We start from the raw sequence: 17,672 nt of genomic DNA on the forward strand, positions 1-17,672 counted from the left end.
TATTTAGCCGTAAAATAAAAACGGCTGGAAAATTCCAGCCGTTTCATAAATCAATAGCAATGTATTATGCGAATATCTTGAAGCGTTCGCCATCATCCATAAAAGCTTTGTCGCCAAAAGCCTGCTCATTCGAGCCAAATGGCATCTGCGCACGCAGCTTCCATGACGATGGAATATCCCAGGTCTTGGCAACTTCGGCGTCGATCAGCGGATTGTAATGCTGGAGGCTTGCACCGATGTCTGCATTGGCAAGTGCCGACCAAACCGAAAGCTGTGCCATGCCGCCAGCCTGTTCCGACCAAACCGGGAAATTGTCTGCATAGAGTGCAAAGTTCTCCTGAAGGCCCTTAACGACATTCTGGTCTTCAAAGAACAACACAGTGCCTGCGCCAGCAGCAAAGCTGTTGATTTTGGCTTCGGTCTGCTCAAAAGCATCAGCAGGAACGATTTTGCGGAGCTCTTCCTTGGCGATGTTCCAGAGTTTGTCGCTCTCAGCACCAAAAAGAACAATAGCGCGCGAGCTTTGCGAATTGAAGGAGGATGGCGAATGCTTAATTGCTTCGCGGATCAGCTCGGCAGTCGCATCCTGGGAGAGGGGAAGGTTTTTGCCGAGTGCGTATTGTGTACGACGCTTCTTAAGGGCGGCGATATAACTATTGCTCATCATCAGTGTCCTGTTTTTACAGCGATTCTGTGCTGCAAACTTATTGCAGCGCTTGGGAAAATCTCATGCAAAATATTGTGATTTTTGAACAAGAAGCCAGCCCATGTTTCTGAAACACACTGTCAACAGATGACGCGTTTCTTCGCTTAATTGTTTCAGTTCTGTGAACTGAGCGATGCTGATTTTTGGGATAATTTAGCTTTTGCCTTTCGTTTTTATTCGAAATCTGACAAAATTTATCGGAATATGGGAACGCCAAAGAAAAAGGCGGTGTGAACCGCCAGTTCATAACTGACTGAGCACTACGAGGTTACGATCGTTTGAAGTCATTTATTATTATCGGAGGTGGTGCGAGTGGTGTTCTCATGGCCGCACAATTGCTTGGCCGTTCCCCAGAAACGACGGTTCGTGTTTTCGAGCGTTCCGGTGATTTAGGGGCAGGGATTGCCTATTCAACGCAAAATCCCAATCATCTGTTGAATGTCCGCGCCAGCAATATGAGCGCGTTTCCAGATCAGCCAGAACATTTTCTCAACTGGCTTCAAAACAATTCTCACTCAATGACGGAAACTGCGTGGCAGCCGCAATCCTTCGCGCCACGCGCTCTTTATCGGCTATACCTCAATGATTTGCTCAAACCATATATCGAGAGTGATGCGCCGCGAATTTTCATTGAAACTTCAGATGTTTCCGACGTCTCTTTTGAAGGCCTGCGTCCGCAGGTAACAAACTCTATAGGTGAAACCTTCCCCGCAGATACTATTATTGTCGCCACAGGCAATGAAGCCGCAATTGCGACATCTGGCGTTCATGTGACCGAATACTGGTCCAGTGACGGCTATTTCGACATTCCTTCCGATCATCCGGTAGCGATTTTTGGCACAGGATTGTCCATGGTCGACAGTGTGATTTCACTGCTAGACAGGGGACACAAGGGCAAGATTCATGCGATTTCCCGGCGTGGTTTGCTGCCTGCACGCCATGCACCGGCTGAACCATTCCCAATCGACGCGGATGCGCTACTGGTTGCCGATGGATTGCCTAGGCTTTTGCATATTGTTCGTAAGATGATTGTTCAATGTGAGGCGGAGGGTAAAAGCTGGCGCAGCGTAATTGATGGATTGCGACCTCACACGAAGAACATCTGGAACAGACTACCTGTGAGGCAACGCCAGAGCTTTCTGCGGCACCTACGGCCATGGTGGGACGTACATCGTCACCGGATGGCCCCGGAGGTTGCTGATCGCATTCAAATTGCACAGCAATCGGGGCAGCTCACAATCACCGCTGCACATCTCACTTCTGTTAAGAACAAAGCTGATCACGTCATAATTTGCTATCGCAAACGATGGGGCGTTGGACTTGAGGAGCTTGATGTTCAAACGATCATTGATTGTCGTGGCGGAAGTTCGCGATTTTCAACGACGCGCAATCTCGCGCTGACTAGTCTGATGGAGCACGGACTTGCAAAGCCTGACGCTGTCGATCTAGGCCTTGACGTTACAGCAGATCTGCAAGTCTTGAATGCGCGTGGCGAACCGTCAGGGCCAATCTTCGCGATTGGACCGGTAACAAAAGGTGTCTTCTGGGAAGTGACGGCCGTGCCGGATATTCGCGTTCAAGCAGAGAAACTCGCTAAGACGCTTCTGGAAGGTTAGGAATCACTAATTAATCCGCCAACGCACACGGTGCAGGCTGTCATTCGGTTGCAAAATTGCGCGTCAATATGCCCGATAGAATGCGGTTGTGTGGAAATCTGGCACTAAGGAAGCTGTTTTCTGGCGTGTTTGTAGACTAAAACGATTCAAAATATCGCGATAAGCCATTGAAAGCTATTGCCATAATAACCCCTAGCCGGTCATAATAAAGACATCGGAATATATGATTCCTCTCGACAACTTACCGGAGCGTTCCTGTTGCTGTTTTCATGAGCGGTGCCTGCTTCGGATCAACATTGATTACGGAATGGAGGCCTGTGGCGCATGACGATGGACGGCAGAATGCTTTTCTTGCTTGTCCTTTTACCGTTTCTTGGCAGCGCTATAACAGGTCTATTCAGGGGTGTTGATCGCACAGGTTCAGCATGGTTTACAGCGGCGATTGCGCTTGTAGCCTTTATCATTACAGCAAGCCTTTACCCCATCGTCGCGGACGGAGGTGTTGTTCGCGGATCAATTGACTGGCTTCCGAACTACGGCCTGAATGTAACGTTCCGGATGGATGGTTTTGCGTGGCTATTCGCCATGCTGATTACCGGCATCGGTCTGTTGGTTGTCATTTACGCACGCTATTACATGTCACCGGAAGATCCGGTCCCGCGTTTTTTCTCGTTCCTGTTGTCCTTCATGGGTTCGATGCTCGGCGTCGTCCTGTCGGGCAACATTGTTCTGCTCGCCGTGTTCTGGGAGCTGACCAGCATCTTCTCGTTCCTGCTCATCGGCTACTGGTATCACAATGCCAGCGCCCGCGATGGCGCGCGTATGGCTTTGACAGTAACCGGTATTGGCGGCTTCTGCTTGCTTGCAGGCGTGCTTTTGCTCGGTCACATTGTTGGCAGCTACGATCTCGACAAAGTTCTTGAAGCAGGAAATGTCGTTCGCGCGCATCCACTCTACACGGTCGCGCTGGTTCTTATTCTTATGGCCGCTTTCACCAAGTCGGCGCAGTTCCCGTTCCATTTCTGGCTACCCAATGCGATGGCAGCGCCGACGCCTGTGTCCGCCTATCTTCATTCGGCAACGATGGTGAAAGCGGGTGTCTTCCTGCTCGCGCGCTTGTGGCCAGTATTTGCGGGCACCGAAGAATGGTTCTGGATTTTGGGTCTTGCCGGCCTGACAACCTTGTTGATCGGCAGCTTCTTTGCGGTATTCCAGCAGGACCTCAAAGGTTTGCTGGCTTATTCAACCATCAGCAATCTTGGGCTTATTACCGCCCTGTTGAGCCTTGGCAGTCCGCTTGCTGCTGTTGCAGCGATCTTCCACATGGTCAACCACGCCATCTTCAAGGCGTCTTTGTTCATGGCAGCGGGCATCATCGACCATGAAACTGGCACGCGTGACATGCGCAAGCTGAGTGGTCTTGCTCGCGCCATGCCTTACACCGCGACGCTTGCAATGGTTGCGAGCGCTTCCATGGCCGGTGTTCCGCTGCTCAACGGCTTCCTATCCAAAGAAATGTTCTTTGCCGAAGCCGTCGAAACGCACATGGCATCGTCGTTGGATACAATCACGCCTTATATTGCCACATTAGCAGGTATATTCACGGTCGCTTATTCGGTGCGTTTCATCTACTCGACCTTCTTCGGCCCTGCACCGCATGACCTGCCGAAAGCACCGCACGAGCCGCCACACTGGATGCGTCGCCCGATCGAGCTTCTGGTCTTACTCTGCCTGTTGATCGGCATCATTCCGAATATCGCAATCGGACCTTTCCTGCACTCGGCTGTGGTTTCAGTGCTTGGAGATGCAGCACCGCAATATAGCCTTTCAGTCTGGCACGGATTTAACCTTCCGCTGATGATGAGTATCGTTGCCATGATTGGCGGTATTATTCTGCATTGGGCGCTGAAAAATTATCTGGCGACCAGTGAAGATGGACCACCCTTCTTCCGTCATTTACAGGGTCAGCGTATTTTCGAGCGTGTGCTCGTCACGGTCTCATGGAACTGGGCGCGTAAGGCCGAAAATTTCTTTAGCACGCGTCGTCTCCAGCCACAGCTGCGTATTGTCGTGGCCGTTGCTCTCGTTGCAGCCGCATGGCCAATTTTCGAAGATGGCATCCATGCGGGTATGCTTGGCGTGCAGCCTGTCGATCCAATTTTTGCCGGCCTTTGGATTTTGGGCGGAGCATGTGCAATTGGCGCTGCTTATCAGGCAAAATATCACCGTCTTGCAGCTTTGATCCTGCTTGGCGGGGCAGGGCTTATCACCTGTATAACGTTTGTATGGCTCTCAGCGCCTGATCTTGCCGTAACGCAGCTACTGGTGGAAATCGTGACGACCGTGCTGCTCCTGCTTGGTCTTCGCTGGCTGCCAAAGCGCTGGGAAGATCCAGATCCGATTCCGGTGAAATTCGGGCCAAGAATTCGCCGTTATCGCGATTTCGCGCTGGCTATTGGCAGTGGTGTCGGTGTGTTTATCATCTCCTATGCGATGATGACCCGCCCATCGCCTGTCAGCATTGGCGACTACTTCCTGCAAAACGCCTATTCGGGCGGCGGCGGCAAAAATGTCGTAAACGTCACTCTGGTTGATTTCCGCGCCTTCGATACTTTCGGTGAAATCGCGGTTCTAGGCATCGTTGGCCTAACTGTGTTCGCATTGTTGCGCCGTTTCCGTCCGGCACCAGACAGCACTGGCTCAACTGCACAGCAGAAGATTCAGGATGCGTATGATGAGGCTATGGAAGATCGCGAGAAGGGCGAAACCCTCACCGATTATTTGGCTGTACCCTCTGTGATCATGCAGTGGCTGTTCCCGGTCATCATCGTGCTTGCAGTTCATCTAATCCTGCGCGGTCACGATCTGCCGGGCGGCGGCTTTGCAGCCGGTATCACTTTGGCCGTTGCATTCATTTTGCAGTATCTTGCGGCTGGTACGCGCTGGGTTGAAGACCACCTGCGTATTCTTCCTGTGCGCTGGATCGGTTTCGGCTTGTTGATAGCGGCGGCAACTGGTGCAGGTGCATGGATATTCGGTTACCCGTTCATGACCACGTTCTTCCAGTATGCAGATATTCCATATGTAGGAAAAATGCCCGTTGCGAGCGCATTGATCTTCGATATCGGCGTCTTCGCTCTCGTCGTGGGCGCCACGGTTCTGATGTTGATTGCGCTTGCTCACCAGTCGATCCGTAAACATCGTGTTGAAAAACTTGCCGCTGCGAAGGAGGAGAACTGATGGAACTGGTTCTCGCTATAGCAATCGGCGTGTTGATGTCGTCTGGTGTCTGGCTGGTCCTGCGCCCACGCACGTTTCAGGTCGCCATCGGTCTGGCGCTTGTCTCTTATGCGGTTAATCTGTTCATCTTCTCGATGGGCCGTTTGCGCACCAATGCACCTCCTGTTCTTGATTCCGGCATTAATGTTCAGGCCGCGCAATATACCGATCCTGTGCCTCAGGCACTGGTTCTGACAGCGATCGTTATCGGCTTTGCAATGACTGCGCTTTTCCTTGTCGTGTTGCTCGCATCGCGCGGAATGACACGCACCGACCATGTCGACGGCAAGGAGAATTGATGATGGATTGGAAGGCACACCTCATCGTCGCGCCCATTCTCTTGCCGCTTGTAACAGCTGCATTGTTGCTGATGTTCGACGAACGCAAGCGCAAGCTCAAAATGACGATCAATACGATCTCTATCATCGGCTTGATCTACATTGCGTACACGCTACTCGGCGTTGCGAGCGAAAAAGCACCGGAAGCACCAGTTTATCTGATCGGCAACTGGCCCGCACCATTCGGCATTGTGTTGGTTCTCGACAGGCTTGCTGCGTTGATGCTGATGCTAACCAGTGTGCTTGCACTGGCAGCACTCAGCTTTGCGCTTGCCCATTGGCACAAGGCAAGCCCGAATTTCCATACGATTTTCCAGCTTCTGCTCATGGGCCTTAATGGCGCGTTTCTGACAGGCGATCTGTTCAATCTCTTTGTTTTCTTTGAGGTTATGCTTGCAGCATCTTACGGCCTGGCGCTCCATGGTTCAGGTCCGGCACGCGTTAAAGCTGGCATGCACTATATCGCGGTCAATCTGGTTGCGTCGTCACTGTTTCTGATTGGTGTCAGTCTGATTTACGGCGTGACGGGTACGCTTAACATGGCGGATCTGGCGCAAAAGATTTCGCAGGTTGCGCCAGAAGATCGTATGCTCCTTGAAGCAGGCGCTGCCATTCTCGCCGTTGCGTTCCTCGTCAAAGCCGGTATGTGGCCACTCAATTTCTGGCTCGTACCTGCTTATACGGCAGCTGCGGCTCCGATTGCGGCTATTTTCGCGATCATGAGTAAGGTCGGCATTTACGTTCTTTTGCGTCTTTCACCGCTCATGTTCGGTATTGGAGCTGGCGAATCCTACGGGTTTGGTAACGACTGGCTCTATTACGGCGGCATGGTCACACTGGCCTTTGGCCTGATTGGAGTGGTCGCATCGCAGGCTATGGGTCGTCTTGCGAGCTACAGCATTCTGGTATCCTCCGGCACATTGCTTGCCGCCATCGGCAGCGGCAACACCGCGATGACAGGTGCAGCACTCTTCTACATGGTCAGCTCCACACTGACGATTGCTGCTTTCTTCCTGCTGATCGAACTTGTCGAGCGTGGTCAGGATGCTGCGGCAAACGTTCTTGCGGTCACGATGGAAGCCTATGGCGACGACGAGGAAGAAGAAGAGGAAGAGGAAGTTGGCGTAGTACTGCCTGCAACCCTCGCCATTCTCGGCACCTGCTTTGCCGTGGTGGCTATACTTCTGATCGGCTTGCCACCATTCTCTGGCTTTATCGCGAAGTTCCTGATCCTTGCAGCCGTTTTCAACGGCGATGGAGCCGCACCGACATTGGCTATGCCAGTCAGCCCGGCAAGTTGGGCACTGATCGCGCTTATCCTGCTTTCTGGACTTTCGGCGCTGATTGCGATGACCCGCACAGGCATTCGCACATTCTGGGCGTCGCTTGAGGGCAATGTCCCGCGCGTTCTGGTCCGCGAAGTGGTGCCTATAGCGGGTCTACTGGCCGTCTGCCTGGCACTCACCATCGCAGCAGGTCCGGCCATGCGTTATATGGATGCAACAGCTCGTTCGCTGCACAATCCGAAAGACTACATCAACAGTGTCCTGGACGCCCCGCGTGTGGGCGGAGCAACGGTGGAGGTAAAATGAGAAAAATTCTACCTTTCCCGCTGCTCTTTGTATCTTTGATAGTGTTTTGGCTTCTGCTGAACGGGTTTACACGCGCTCAGCTGATCCTGGGCATCGTTATTGCGCTCTTTGCCTGTCATGCGATGACAGCGCTTCAGCCACAGAAAAATCATTTGCGCTCGATACCGACCATGTTGTGGCTGTTTTGGGCCGTCAGCATCGACATCCTCACATCGAACATTGCAGTCGTGAAACTGATCCTGTCTCGGCGTAAGGAGCGCCATCCGGGATTCGTGGTCATTCCGCTTGATCTTGAAAACCGGACAGGGCTGGCAATCCTTGCTTGTATCATCACAACGACGCCGGGAACTGCATGGGTTGATTACAACGTTGCCCGTAAGGCGCTGACGATCCACGTTCTTGATCTGGAAGATGCCAAAACCTGGCGAACAACGATCAAGCAACGTTATGAACAGCCACTCATTCGCATCTTCGGGGCGCGAGACATAGTGAAAGAGGAGCAATCGGCATGAGCGCAGTTATTCTTTTCTGGTCACTACTCGCCGCACAGATCATGCTCATCGCCGCCATGGGCTGTGTGATTTATCGCTTGCTCATCGGACCACGTGCGCAAGATCGCGTACTGGCAACTGACGCCCTTTATCTCAATGCGCTTTTATTGCTGCTTACTTTTGGCATGCGCACAGGCAGCGTCATCTATTTTGAAGCCGCACTTATCATTTCATTGCTCGGTTTTGTAGCCACTGTTGCACTTGCCAAATTCCTGATGCGCGGGGAGGTCATCGAATGATCGGAGCTGCTGATCTGCCCGTCTGGGCCGCAATCGTCATTTCGTTTTTTCTTGTTTCCGGCGCCTTCCTGACGCTCGTCGGTTGCATTGGACTTGTTCGTTTTAAGAGTTTTTATGAACGCATTCATGCGCCAACTATTGGTTCTTCGTTCGGTGCCGGTGGAATCTTGATTGCTTCCATCATGTTTTTCTCCATCTTGCAATCCAAGCCGATTCTGCATGAAGTGTTGATTACCGTCTTTGTGGTCATCACAACGCCGGTAACGCTCATGTTGCTAAGCCGCGCGGTGATTCATCGTGATCAAACGCAGGACAGCAAAGAGCTTCCTTCATCTTCCGACCAGAAATGATGGTTGGAAGCATCGGCTTGAGGCATTTGGAGGAGTGCTGAAGGCTGCGGCCAATTGTCCATATGCACCTTGCATCCAGACATGCGGATTGAAGGTTGAGGCCATTTGAATTATCTGAATTTCAGTAATTTCTGAAAGTTCAGAATTTACGGGAGAGAGAACTTGGAATTATCGCCAATTGTTCAGTCGTTTGTACTCCACTTCGGAGAGATGGGTAGTCGCTGGGGTATCAATCGTACGGTTGGACAGATTTATGCGCTGCTCTATTTATCGTCTGAACCCTTGTGTGCGGACGATATCGTTGATGCGCTTGGTGTTTCGCGCTCCAACGTTTCGATGGGCATCCGCGAGTTGCAGGGCTGGAATCTTGTGCTGTTAAAGCACATACCCGGTGATCGTCGCGACTTTTTCACGACGCCGGGCGATGTATGGGTGATTTTGCGAACGCTTGCCGAAGAGCGCAAGAAGCGCGAGATCGACCCAACCCTTACAGTTCTGCGCGAAGTCCTGATGGAACAGCCGCAGGACGCCGGCGATCAATATGCGCAAGACCGCATGAAGGACATGTACGCGCTCATCGAGCGGCTAACCAACTGGTACGACGACGTCAAGAAACTCGATACCGACAGATTGACCAGCCTGCTGGCGCTTGGCGCCAAGGTTACCCGCTTTCTGGAGACGACCGACAGGATCGTGGCTCTGGGAAGGGGTAGAACATCGGCCAAAAAGGAGCCTAAGCGAGAGTGAAACCCGTTGCCCCCCGAACGGAAGAAGCGGCACGACAAGACGGCGAAACCTCTGGCGACAAACGTCGTCCGCGTCCAGTTCCGTCTCTGCTACAAACGGGGGCAAGGTTTCAAGCTGTGGCAGCACTTTTATGGCTGCCACAGGCTGCACTTCTCGCCTATGGCGTAGGCTATCTCGCTAATACAGGCTTTGATGCCACAATCTATTATCTTGCTGCGGGACTATTTCTTATAGGCTGTGTGCGTAATCTTCTGGACGCACATGGCGCGAAAAAGGCGTTCGATGCAGCCAGAAGTGAGTTGGCCAAGCTACGAGAAAAAGCTGTAACGGCGTTATCGCACCGCTCTCCCCTTGATACGTCCCGTCCGTCTTCCGGAGAAGCTGCAAGCATACTCGCTGAACAGGCTGAGATGATTGTCCCCTATCTCTCTCGCTTTTTACCAGTTCGCATTCGAGTTATGCTCGTGCCACTGGCAATCCTTGTCGTCGTGTTTTGGTTTTCCTGGATAGCAGCAACGATCCTGCTGATAGCAGCACCTTTGATCCCGATTTTCATGGCGCTCATTGGCTGGCGTGCAAAAGCTGCCAGTGAAAAGCAACTCATTGCGTTGGGCGACATGAACGGTTTTCTGCTTGATCGTCTGCGTGGGCTTGCAACAATTCGCAGCTTTAATGCTGTCGATATGACCGCGACACGTCTCCGTGATAATGCCGAGACACTACGCAGCAAGACAATGATTGTTCTGCGTATAGCCTTCCTGTCATCTGCCGTTCTGGAGCTCTTCGCGGCCCTTGGCGTTGCTATGGTGGCGGTTTACATCGGCTTTCATCTGCTCGGACCTTTAGGTTTTGGTGCTTGGGGACATAAGCTAAGCCTCGCTGAAGGCTTGTTTATTCTCTTGCTTGCCCCCGCATTCTTTGAACCTCTGCGCGATCTCTCCGCCGTTTGGCATGACAGGGCATCTGGCGAAGCCGCCATTGATGCGCTCGAAGAACTTTCAATGCACGAAATGCCTGTGGTTGGTGGCATTACTGCTGTGAAGAAAGTCGAGAACGCGCCTTCGCTGATGCTTCGGAATGTCCGCTTTCGGTATTGCACTGGTGAGGATGTCTTCAGCGGTTTTAATCTCGATATTGAATCGGGAGAGCACGTGGCACTTCTCGCCCCTAGCGGTTATGGCAAGTCGACATTGCTTGCTTTGATTGCTGGATTGGCGGCACCACAGGAAGGTGAAATCCGGATTGGTGGTGTTACGCTTCAAAATGAAACGGCTGCAACCCTGCGTACAAGAATGCGATGGGTTGGCCAGAAGCCCCATATTTTTGCAGGCAGCGCCCGACACAATATAACTCTTGGTCGCGATGCCGGTGTCGAGAAGACCGCGTCTATCATCGACCAGATGGCCTTGAGCCATGTGGCAGGCATTACCGGAGCCGGAGTAATCGGCGAAAATGGTGCCGGGCTTTCCGGTGGTGAAGCACTTCGATTGGCCTTAGCGCGGATCGCTGTTGATCAAGACGCCGATATCATTCTCGCTGACGAGCCAACGGCACATCTTGACCATGAAACAGCGGATCGCATCGCTGATACTCTGATCAGTCTTGCCAAGGGCAAGACGCTCATCATTTCAACACATGATGAGACGCTCGCAAGCCGTATGGATCGCGTGGTTCGGCTCAATGATTTGAGTGGCAATGGGCAAATCTGGCAGAAAAGGGCAGCAGAATGAAGGGACTTCAATCGCTCGGCCCGATCCTGCAGCTTTTCTTCCGCACAAAAGCGTTGATGCTTTATGTGGGCATTGCAGCCGCAACAGCAACGGTTCTCGCGGGCATCGCGCTGCTCGGGCTTTCCGGTTGGTTTATTACAGCCACTGCTATTGCCGGTTTAAGTGTTGCAACTGCCGTAGTTTTCGATGTTTTTGCGCCAGCTGCCGGTATTCGACTTCTGGCAATTTTACGTACAGGCGCGCGCTATCTGGAGCGTCTTGTAACGCATGATGCGACGCTCGCCATTCTCGCAGCGCTACGCGAAAAGCTGTTCCGCAGCTGGGCCCGCCCGGCAGCGGCCAGTGCATTGCTCAAACGACCAGCACGGCTTCTATTCAGACTGACTGCTGATATCGATGCACTTGATTCACTTTATCTGCGCGTCCTTGTGCCAGCAGGGGCAGCTCTCGTAACAGCGCTCATCACTGGTGTGGCGCTTGGTCTGATGTATCCGCTTTTTGGTTTGATCATTGCGTTGACGTTGCTTTTTATCGGACTGGGACTGCCACTTATTGCGGCTAAACGGGCTGAAAAGCCAATGCGCCAGCGCGCCAAAGGCACTGAAGCATTGCGTGCGCGGACGGTCGATCTGGTCGCAGGTCAAACTGAACTCATAATGGCTGGGCGCATGAACAGTCAGAATGCAAGCATCATGCGGGCCGATAGCTACATCGCATCAAGCGACCGCGTTCTCAACCGCATTGAAATTTCGACCGGTGCTGGTCTTGGCATTCTTCATGCTGGCCTACTGGCGGGCGGACTGATCGGTGTCGGGTTACTCATGCAAGCTGGATTGATCAATGCCCCGGTAGCGGCGCTCGGATTGCTTATCATCCTTGGCGCGATGGAGCCATTTGCAGCACTGCGCCGTGGTGCAATGGAACTCGGCCGCACAATACTCGCTGCGCGCCGCGTCGCTCCCGCACTTGAAGCACCGGACAACATCCAAACGCTGGCGGCGCCTGCAAAAGGCTATGCCGTGAACCTGGAACATGTCACCGTTCGCCATGAAAGTGTTGTAGCAAAAGCTCTTGATACGGTTGATCTGAACATCTTTACAGGCGAACGCTTGGCGATCATCGGCACCAGTGGCGCTGGTAAGTCTACTCTTTTCAATGTGCTGGCTGGCGAGATCAATGCCGAGGACGGCAATGTCCGAGTTTTGCCAGCACGACTTCTGACGCAGCGAACTGAGCTGTTCAAAGACAGTCTTCGTAACAATCTCAAGCTCGCGAAGTCAGATGCAAGCGATGCGGAGTTAAACGCCGCATTAGAAGCCGCCGGTCTAGGCGACTTCATGGACGCCCAGACCGAGGGAATGGATACGGTTTTGGGCGAGGGGGGACTTGGGCTCTCTGGTGGTCAGGCCAGACGCCTTGCTTTGGCCCGACTGTTCCTGACCGATTCTCCTTTATGGCTCCTTGATGAGCCCACTGAAGGGCTCGATCAGGCAACTGCCGAGGATGTGCTTTGCCGCCTCAGTGAACAGGCCAAGGGCCGTACTTTATTGATCGCGACGCATATTCAACGCGAAGCACGCATTTGTGATCGTGCAATTGTTTTGGATCAAGGCGCGCTCGTTCATTCGATGACCAAAGGAGAACCCTCTTTCGACAAAGCCCTCAAATCTTTGAGGTGAATTTTAAGTAGGGGGGCTGTGAGCCGGTTCAGCATCGGTAGCAGCTCGTAACATCAGGAGGGCCGGATTTGCCGGCTTAAAGAGATGGAATTCGATATTGTCTCCCTGTCGAGATTGCAGTTTGCAATTACGGCACTTTATCACTTCCTCTTCGTACCTCTGACATTGGGTCTGTCCGTGCTGCTTGCCATCATGGAAACCGTTTATGTCATGACCGGAAGGCTCATCTGGCGGCAGATGACCAAATTCTGGGGTACGCTGTTTGGTATCAACTTCGTTATGGGCGTCGCGACCGGCGTTGTGATGGAGTTTCAGTTCGGCATGAACTGGAGCTATTACAGCCATTATGTCGGCGACATATTCGGAGCGCCGCTTGCTATTGAAGGCATGATGGCCTTCTTCCTTGAAGCAACCTTCGTTGGCCTGTTCTTCTTTGGCTGGGATCGTCTGTCCAAGGTCGGTCACCTCATGGCGACCTATGCGGTCGCAGCCGGGTCAAACTTCTCCGCGCTATGGATTCTGATCGCCAACGGTTGGATGCAAAACCCGGTTGGTTCAGCATTCAATCCCGAAACGATGCGTATGGAGATCACCGACTTCTTTGCGGTTCTGATGAACCCGGTGGCGCAGGCGAAATTCGTACACACCGTTTCGGCTGGCTATGTAACGGCTTCGATTTTTGTACTCGGCGTTTCTGCCTGGTATCTGTTGAAGGGTCGCTCCACCGAGCTCGCCAAGCGGTCGATGACTGTTGCGGCGTCGTTTGGTCTCGCGGCTTCTCTTTCAGTGGTCGTTCTGGGCGACGAAAGCGGTTATCTCGCCAATGAACATCAGAAGATGAAAATCGCGGCCATCGAAGCCATGTGGGAAACAGAGCCGGCTCCGGCTTCATTCACTGTCTTCGGCTTTCCAAATCAGGAAGCACGTGAAACCCATTATGCCGTGCATATTCCTTGGGTCATGGGTCTGATTGGTACACGCTCGCTGACAACACCAATCGAAGGCATTGAGCAGCTCGTCGAAAATGCGCAGGGCCATATCCGTAAGGGTATCATCGCTTATGATGCGCTTCAGAAAATCCGTGCTGCAGGCGATACAAGCGTTGTGCCGCAGGACGTCAAGGATGTATTCGCCGATAATAGCCAATGGATGGGTTATGCGCTGCTTCTGAAGCGCTATGTCGATGATCCGCGTCAAGCAACTGATGCGCAAATCGCGCAGGCGGCCAATGACACCGTTCCGGGCGTATTGCCCTTGTTCTGGGCGTTCCGCATCATGGTCGGCATCGGCTTCTTCTTGATCCTGTTGACCGGCACATTCTTCGTGCTGTCTGCGCGGCGCAAGCTGGATCGCCATCCATTCCTGCTCAAAGTTGCAGTCTTTGCCATTCCACTGCCATGGATCGCTGCGGAAATGGGCTGGATTGTCGCTGAGTTCGGACGACAGCCTTGGATTATTGAAGGTATTCTGCCAACAGCGGTTGCCGTCTCCAATCTTGGTGCCTCGACGGTTCTTTTGACGATCGTCGGATTTGTAGCGATCTACACAGTCCTGTTCATCATCGAAATGGGCCTGATGTTGCGCGCGATCAAAGCCGGGCCTGAACCCGACAGCAAACCAGAAGCAAAGCTTGCACCTGTAAGCATTGCGCCAGCGGAGTAAAGATCATGATACTCAGCGACTTGTTGGACTATGAAACACTCCGCATCATCTGGTGGGTGCTGCTCGGTGTATTGCTGATCGCCTTTGCTGCGATGGATGGTTTCGATCTTGGCGTCGGCATTTTGTTGCCGTTTGCCGGTAGAACGGATGTCGAGCGGCGTATTGTCATCAATACCATCGGTCCCATTTGGGAAGGCAATCAGGTGTGGTTGATCCTTGGCGGCGGCGCTATCTTCGCCGCTTGGCCGCCGCTTTACGCCGTATCCTTCTCAGGATTCTATCTGGCAATGTTTCTTATATTGTTTGCCCTGATCCTGCGTCCGGTTGGCTTTAAGTTTCGCTCGAAACGCGACAGCGTGGCGTGGCGTACGGGCTGGGACTGGGCGTTGTTCATCGGTGGCTTCGTGCCTTCGTTGATCTTCGGCGTTGCGGTAGGAAACGTTTTGCAAGGCGTGCCATTCCGTTTCAACGACGATCTTCAGATCTTCTATGACGGAACATTCTTCGGGTTGCTCAATCCGTTCGCACTACTCTGCGGTGTGCTTTCCGTCACGATGCTGACGATGCTCGGCGCGGGATGGCTGGTGCTGAAGACCACTGGCGAGGTGCAGGCAAGGGCGCGTTCATTTGGCAGCATTGCAGCGTTGCTGACGACCGTACTTTACGTGGTGGCAGGCATCATCAGCTGGCTCTGGGTATCGGGCTACACAATCACCAGTGCTGTGGTGACAGGAGGACCATCGAACCCCCTGCGCAAGGCCGTTGAACTGGATCACGGTGCATGGTTCGTTAATTACATGAACTATCCGATCCTCCTGATCGCACCGGCACTTGGCATTCTCGGTCCGCTGCTGCTTTTCATCATGTTTCGCAGCAAACGTGAGATCGCACCGATACTCACCGGACAGCTATCCGTCTTGGGCATTATCGCTTCAGTCGGTGTCTCGATGTTCCCGTTCATTCTGCCATCTTCGATCGATCCCCGTTCGAGCCTGACAGTCTGGGATGCATCGTCGAGCCACATGACCTTGTTCATCATGCTGGTTGTAACCTTGATCTTCCTTCCACTCATCGTCGCCTATACCTCGTGGGTTTATAAGGTTCTGTGGGGCAAGGTTGATAAGGAAATGATCGAAGACGAAAGCAACCACGCTTATTAGAGCGCCGTGCGCCCACTTGGGCGCACAAAGGTCACTCTAACACTTTAAAATGAGAGCATAATTTTAGCTCAAACTAAGAAAGGAAGAGCAAGATGTGGTATTTCTCCTGGCTTCTTGGCCTGCCGCTTGCTGTAGCTTTCGCCGTATTGAACGCCATGTGGTATGAGTTGATGGACGACAGGGCGCGTAAGCGCCTTGCCGGAGACCCAACCGCTGAACTGGCGCGCGAAGGCATCAAGCATCATTAGACTACCAACAGAAATGGCCCGGAAACGGGCCATTTATTTATTTGGTGCCAAAACCAAATCGATTCCTACAATCCGGCAACAAACACAGCTATTGGAGCTGTGGACAAAATGCCTCACATGGCAGCAAAGCGCATAATTTTCTCGGCGGTTACATCCAATCAGTACCAATTGGTACTTACCTTTCCGTCAACGAAAGGAAATAATATTGCGCAATACGCAATCAATCTTCTCATAAAAAACATATATGAAATCAGTTGTATAAGCTTGTTTCGACAGCGGGTTTCAACGGTCCATATTTCTCGTGGGAACTAACTGGATTTTTATTGAGCAAGGCCAGTCAAGAATAATCTTGCTTTATTCTGAAAGCCGTTCCACCCTGAATGAAGTGAAATCGGAGGAGGAAAACCGGCTTCACGTCGCATGGGAGGAATGAAGCCAATCTGTTTAAGTTTGGCTATCGGAAGAGCGTAGATGCTTTGCCGGAACAAAATCACAATCCACCCGTTCGACATTTTGTGCCAGTTTTGCGAGGTATGCCCGCATGAGCGACGATGTCGTCCTATCCCTGCATGTTCCTGAACCGGAATGGCGGCCCGGCGATGCGCCGGATTTCTCCCATGTTAAAATCCCGCGAGCAGGCAGCGTGCGCCGCCCTGAAATAGATGAAAAACCGGAAGCCATGCGCGATCTGGCGTTCAGCATCATCCGGGTGCTCAATCGGGATGGCGAGGCGGTTGGTCCGTGGGCTGGAACCCTCACTGACGATGAGCTGAAAGAGGGCCTGCGACACATGATGATACTGCGCGCTTATGATGCGCGCATGATGATGGCGCAACGGCAGGGTAAGACATCATTCTATATGCAACATCTGGGGGAAGAAGCGGTCAGTTGCGCGTTCCGTAAGGCGTTGCGTAAAGGTGATATGAATTTCCCGACCTATCGACAGGCGGGGCTTCTCATCGCTGACGAATATCCACTGGTCACGATGATGAACCAGATTTTCTCCAACGAACAGGACCCGCTGAAAGGCCGTCAGCTGCCGGTGATGTATTCGTCACAGGAGCATGGCTTCTTCACCATTTCCGGTAATCTTGCCACGCAATATACGCAGGCTGTTGGCTGGGCCATGGCATCGGCCATCAGCCACGATACCAAGATTGCCGCTGCCTGGATCGGCGATGGCTCGACCGCAGAAAGTGATTTTCACGCGGCACTTGTTTTTGCATCCACCTACAAAGCGCCTGTGGTGATGAATATCGTCAACAATCAATGGGCGATCTCGACATTTCAGGGCATTGCGCGCGGCGGCTCGGGTACGTTTGCAGCACGCGGCCACGGTTTCGGCATTCCGTCATTGCGTGTAGATGGTAACGATTATCTGGCTGTCCATGCAGTGGCCAAATGGGCTGTCGAGCGCGCAAGGCGTAATCTAGGCCCGACAATCATTGAATATGTGACCTATCGGGCCGGTGGGCATTCAACATCCGACGATCCGTCCGCGTATCGTCCGAAAGCTGAAAGCGATGCTTGGCCTTTGGGCGATCCAGTCCTGCGATTGAAAAACCATCTCATTTTGCGCGGCGTTTGGAGTGATGAACGCCACAAGCAGGCCGAAGCGGAAGTGATGGACATGGTTGTGGCAGCGCAGCGCGAGGCGGAGGCCATCGGCACATTGCATGACGGACGCAAGCCTTCCATGCGCGACATGTTTGAGGATGTCTATGCCGAAACGCCGCCGCATCTGATCCGCCAGCGCCACGAAGCGGGGTTCTAAG

General features: G+C 52.8%; 15 protein-coding genes. 14 read left to right on the top strand and 1 reads right to left on the bottom strand.

What is annotated here, in order from left to right; genetic code table 11:
• Positions 1–64 precede the first annotated feature (64 nt).
• Entirely contained in the window at positions 65–664 is a 600-nt protein-coding gene (locus tag CES85_RS02025; protein ID WP_095445660.1) for a nitroreductase family protein, read from the bottom strand.
• A 320-nt stretch (positions 665–984) separates the two neighbouring features.
• Between CES85_RS02025 and CES85_RS02030 the strand changes: the two genes are divergently transcribed.
• The 14 genes from CES85_RS02030 to CES85_RS02095 all read left to right on the top strand — a co-directional run bounded on the left by CES85_RS02030 (position 985) and on the right by CES85_RS02095 (position 17,671).
• A complete protein-coding gene (locus CES85_RS02030) occupies positions 985–2,322 on the top strand; it encodes an FAD/NAD(P)-binding protein (protein WP_095444403.1) in 1,338 nt (445 codons plus the stop codon).
• 324 nt (positions 2,323–2,646) lie between these two features.
• Complete coding sequence (locus CES85_RS02035) at positions 2,647–5,562, top strand: monovalent cation/H+ antiporter subunit A (protein WP_095444404.1); 2,916 nt, start codon at positions 2,647–2,649, stop codon at positions 5,560–5,562.
• Complete coding sequence (locus CES85_RS02040; RefSeq protein ID WP_095444405.1) at positions 5,562–5,900, top strand: Na+/H+ antiporter subunit C; 339 nt, start codon at positions 5,562–5,564, stop codon at positions 5,898–5,900. Before CES85_RS02035 ends, CES85_RS02040 begins: the two co-directional genes overlap by 1 nt.
• 2 nt (positions 5,901–5,902) lie before the next feature.
• Positions 5,903–7,531, top strand: coding sequence for a monovalent cation/H+ antiporter subunit D (locus tag CES85_RS02045; protein WP_095444406.1), 1,629 nt, complete (start codon positions 5,903–5,905; stop codon positions 7,529–7,531).
• Positions 7,528–8,043 (top strand): Na+/H+ antiporter subunit E, encoded by a 516-nt coding sequence (locus CES85_RS02050; protein ID WP_095444407.1) that lies wholly within the window; start codon positions 7,528–7,530, stop codon positions 8,041–8,043. Before CES85_RS02045 ends, CES85_RS02050 begins: the two co-directional genes overlap by 4 nt.
• On the top strand, positions 8,040–8,321 hold the full coding sequence (locus tag CES85_RS02055; RefSeq protein ID WP_095444408.1) for a K+/H+ antiporter subunit F: 282 nt from the start codon (positions 8,040–8,042) through the stop codon (positions 8,319–8,321). Before CES85_RS02050 ends, CES85_RS02055 begins: the two co-directional genes overlap by 4 nt.
• Positions 8,318–8,671, top strand: coding sequence for a monovalent cation/H(+) antiporter subunit G (gene mnhG, locus CES85_RS02060; protein ID WP_024897890.1), 354 nt, complete (start codon positions 8,318–8,320; stop codon positions 8,669–8,671). Before CES85_RS02055 ends, mnhG begins: the two co-directional genes overlap by 4 nt.
• Positions 8,672–8,833: 162 nt before the next feature.
• Entirely contained in the window at positions 8,834–9,418 is a 585-nt protein-coding gene (locus CES85_RS02065) for a GbsR/MarR family transcriptional regulator (RefSeq protein WP_191793232.1), read from the top strand.
• Positions 9,415–11,148, top strand: coding sequence for a thiol reductant ABC exporter subunit CydD (cydD, locus tag CES85_RS02070; protein ID WP_095444410.1), 1,734 nt, complete (start codon positions 9,415–9,417; stop codon positions 11,146–11,148). The genes CES85_RS02065 and cydD overlap by 4 nt, the downstream gene beginning before the upstream one ends.
• A complete protein-coding gene (gene cydC / locus CES85_RS02075) occupies positions 11,145–12,827 on the top strand; it encodes a thiol reductant ABC exporter subunit CydC (RefSeq protein ID WP_095444411.1) in 1,683 nt (560 codons plus the stop codon). The genes cydD and cydC overlap by 4 nt, the downstream gene beginning before the upstream one ends.
• Before the next feature lie 84 nt (positions 12,828–12,911).
• Complete coding sequence (locus CES85_RS02080) at positions 12,912–14,489, top strand: cytochrome ubiquinol oxidase subunit I (protein ID WP_095444412.1); 1,578 nt, start codon at positions 12,912–12,914, stop codon at positions 14,487–14,489.
• A 5-nt stretch (positions 14,490–14,494) separates the two neighbouring features.
• Entirely contained in the window at positions 14,495–15,649 is a 1,155-nt protein-coding gene (gene cydB / locus CES85_RS02085; RefSeq protein ID WP_095444413.1) for a cytochrome d ubiquinol oxidase subunit II, read from the top strand.
• A 92-nt stretch (positions 15,650–15,741) separates the two neighbouring features.
• Positions 15,742–15,897: a cytochrome bd-I oxidase subunit CydX gene (gene cydX, locus CES85_RS02090; protein ID WP_095444414.1), complete on the top strand. Its 156-nt coding sequence runs from the start codon at positions 15,742–15,744 to the stop codon at positions 15,895–15,897.
• 541 nt (positions 15,898–16,438) lie between these two features.
• Positions 16,439–17,671, top strand: a complete 1,233-nt coding sequence (locus tag CES85_RS02095) for a 3-methyl-2-oxobutanoate dehydrogenase (2-methylpropanoyl-transferring) subunit alpha (protein WP_095444415.1) — start codon at positions 16,439–16,441, stop codon at positions 17,669–17,671.
• The last annotated feature ends 1 nt before the right edge of the window (position 17,672 follow it).

The organism is Ochrobactrum quorumnocens (genome assembly GCF_002278035.1).
Classification (GTDB): domain Bacteria; phylum Pseudomonadota; class Alphaproteobacteria; order Rhizobiales; family Rhizobiaceae; genus Brucella; species Brucella quorumnocens.

Coding starts and splice junctions, on each gene's coding strand:
- CES85_RS02025 (WP_095445660.1), bottom strand. CDS start 664: ATGAGCAATAGTTATATCGCCGCCCTTAAGAAGCGTCGTACACAATAC.
- CES85_RS02035 (WP_095444404.1), top strand. CDS start 2,647: ATGACGATGGACGGCAGAATGCTTTTCTTGCTTGTCCTTTTACCGTTT.
- CES85_RS02040 (WP_095444405.1), top strand. CDS start 5,562: ATGGAACTGGTTCTCGCTATAGCAATCGGCGTGTTGATGTCGTCTGGT.
- CES85_RS02045 (WP_095444406.1), top strand. CDS start 5,903: ATGGATTGGAAGGCACACCTCATCGTCGCGCCCATTCTCTTGCCGCTT.
- CES85_RS02050 (WP_095444407.1), top strand. CDS start 7,528: ATGAGAAAAATTCTACCTTTCCCGCTGCTCTTTGTATCTTTGATAGTG.
- CES85_RS02055 (WP_095444408.1), top strand. CDS start 8,040: ATGAGCGCAGTTATTCTTTTCTGGTCACTACTCGCCGCACAGATCATG.
- mnhG (WP_024897890.1), top strand. CDS start 8,318: ATGATCGGAGCTGCTGATCTGCCCGTCTGGGCCGCAATCGTCATTTCG.
- cydC (WP_095444411.1), top strand. CDS start 11,145: ATGAAGGGACTTCAATCGCTCGGCCCGATCCTGCAGCTTTTCTTCCGC.
- CES85_RS02080 (WP_095444412.1), top strand. CDS start 12,912: ATGGAATTCGATATTGTCTCCCTGTCGAGATTGCAGTTTGCAATTACG.
- cydB (WP_095444413.1), top strand. CDS start 14,495: ATGATACTCAGCGACTTGTTGGACTATGAAACACTCCGCATCATCTGG.
- cydX (WP_095444414.1), top strand. CDS start 15,742: ATGTGGTATTTCTCCTGGCTTCTTGGCCTGCCGCTTGCTGTAGCTTTC.
- CES85_RS02095 (WP_095444415.1), top strand. CDS start 16,439: ATGAGCGACGATGTCGTCCTATCCCTGCATGTTCCTGAACCGGAATGG.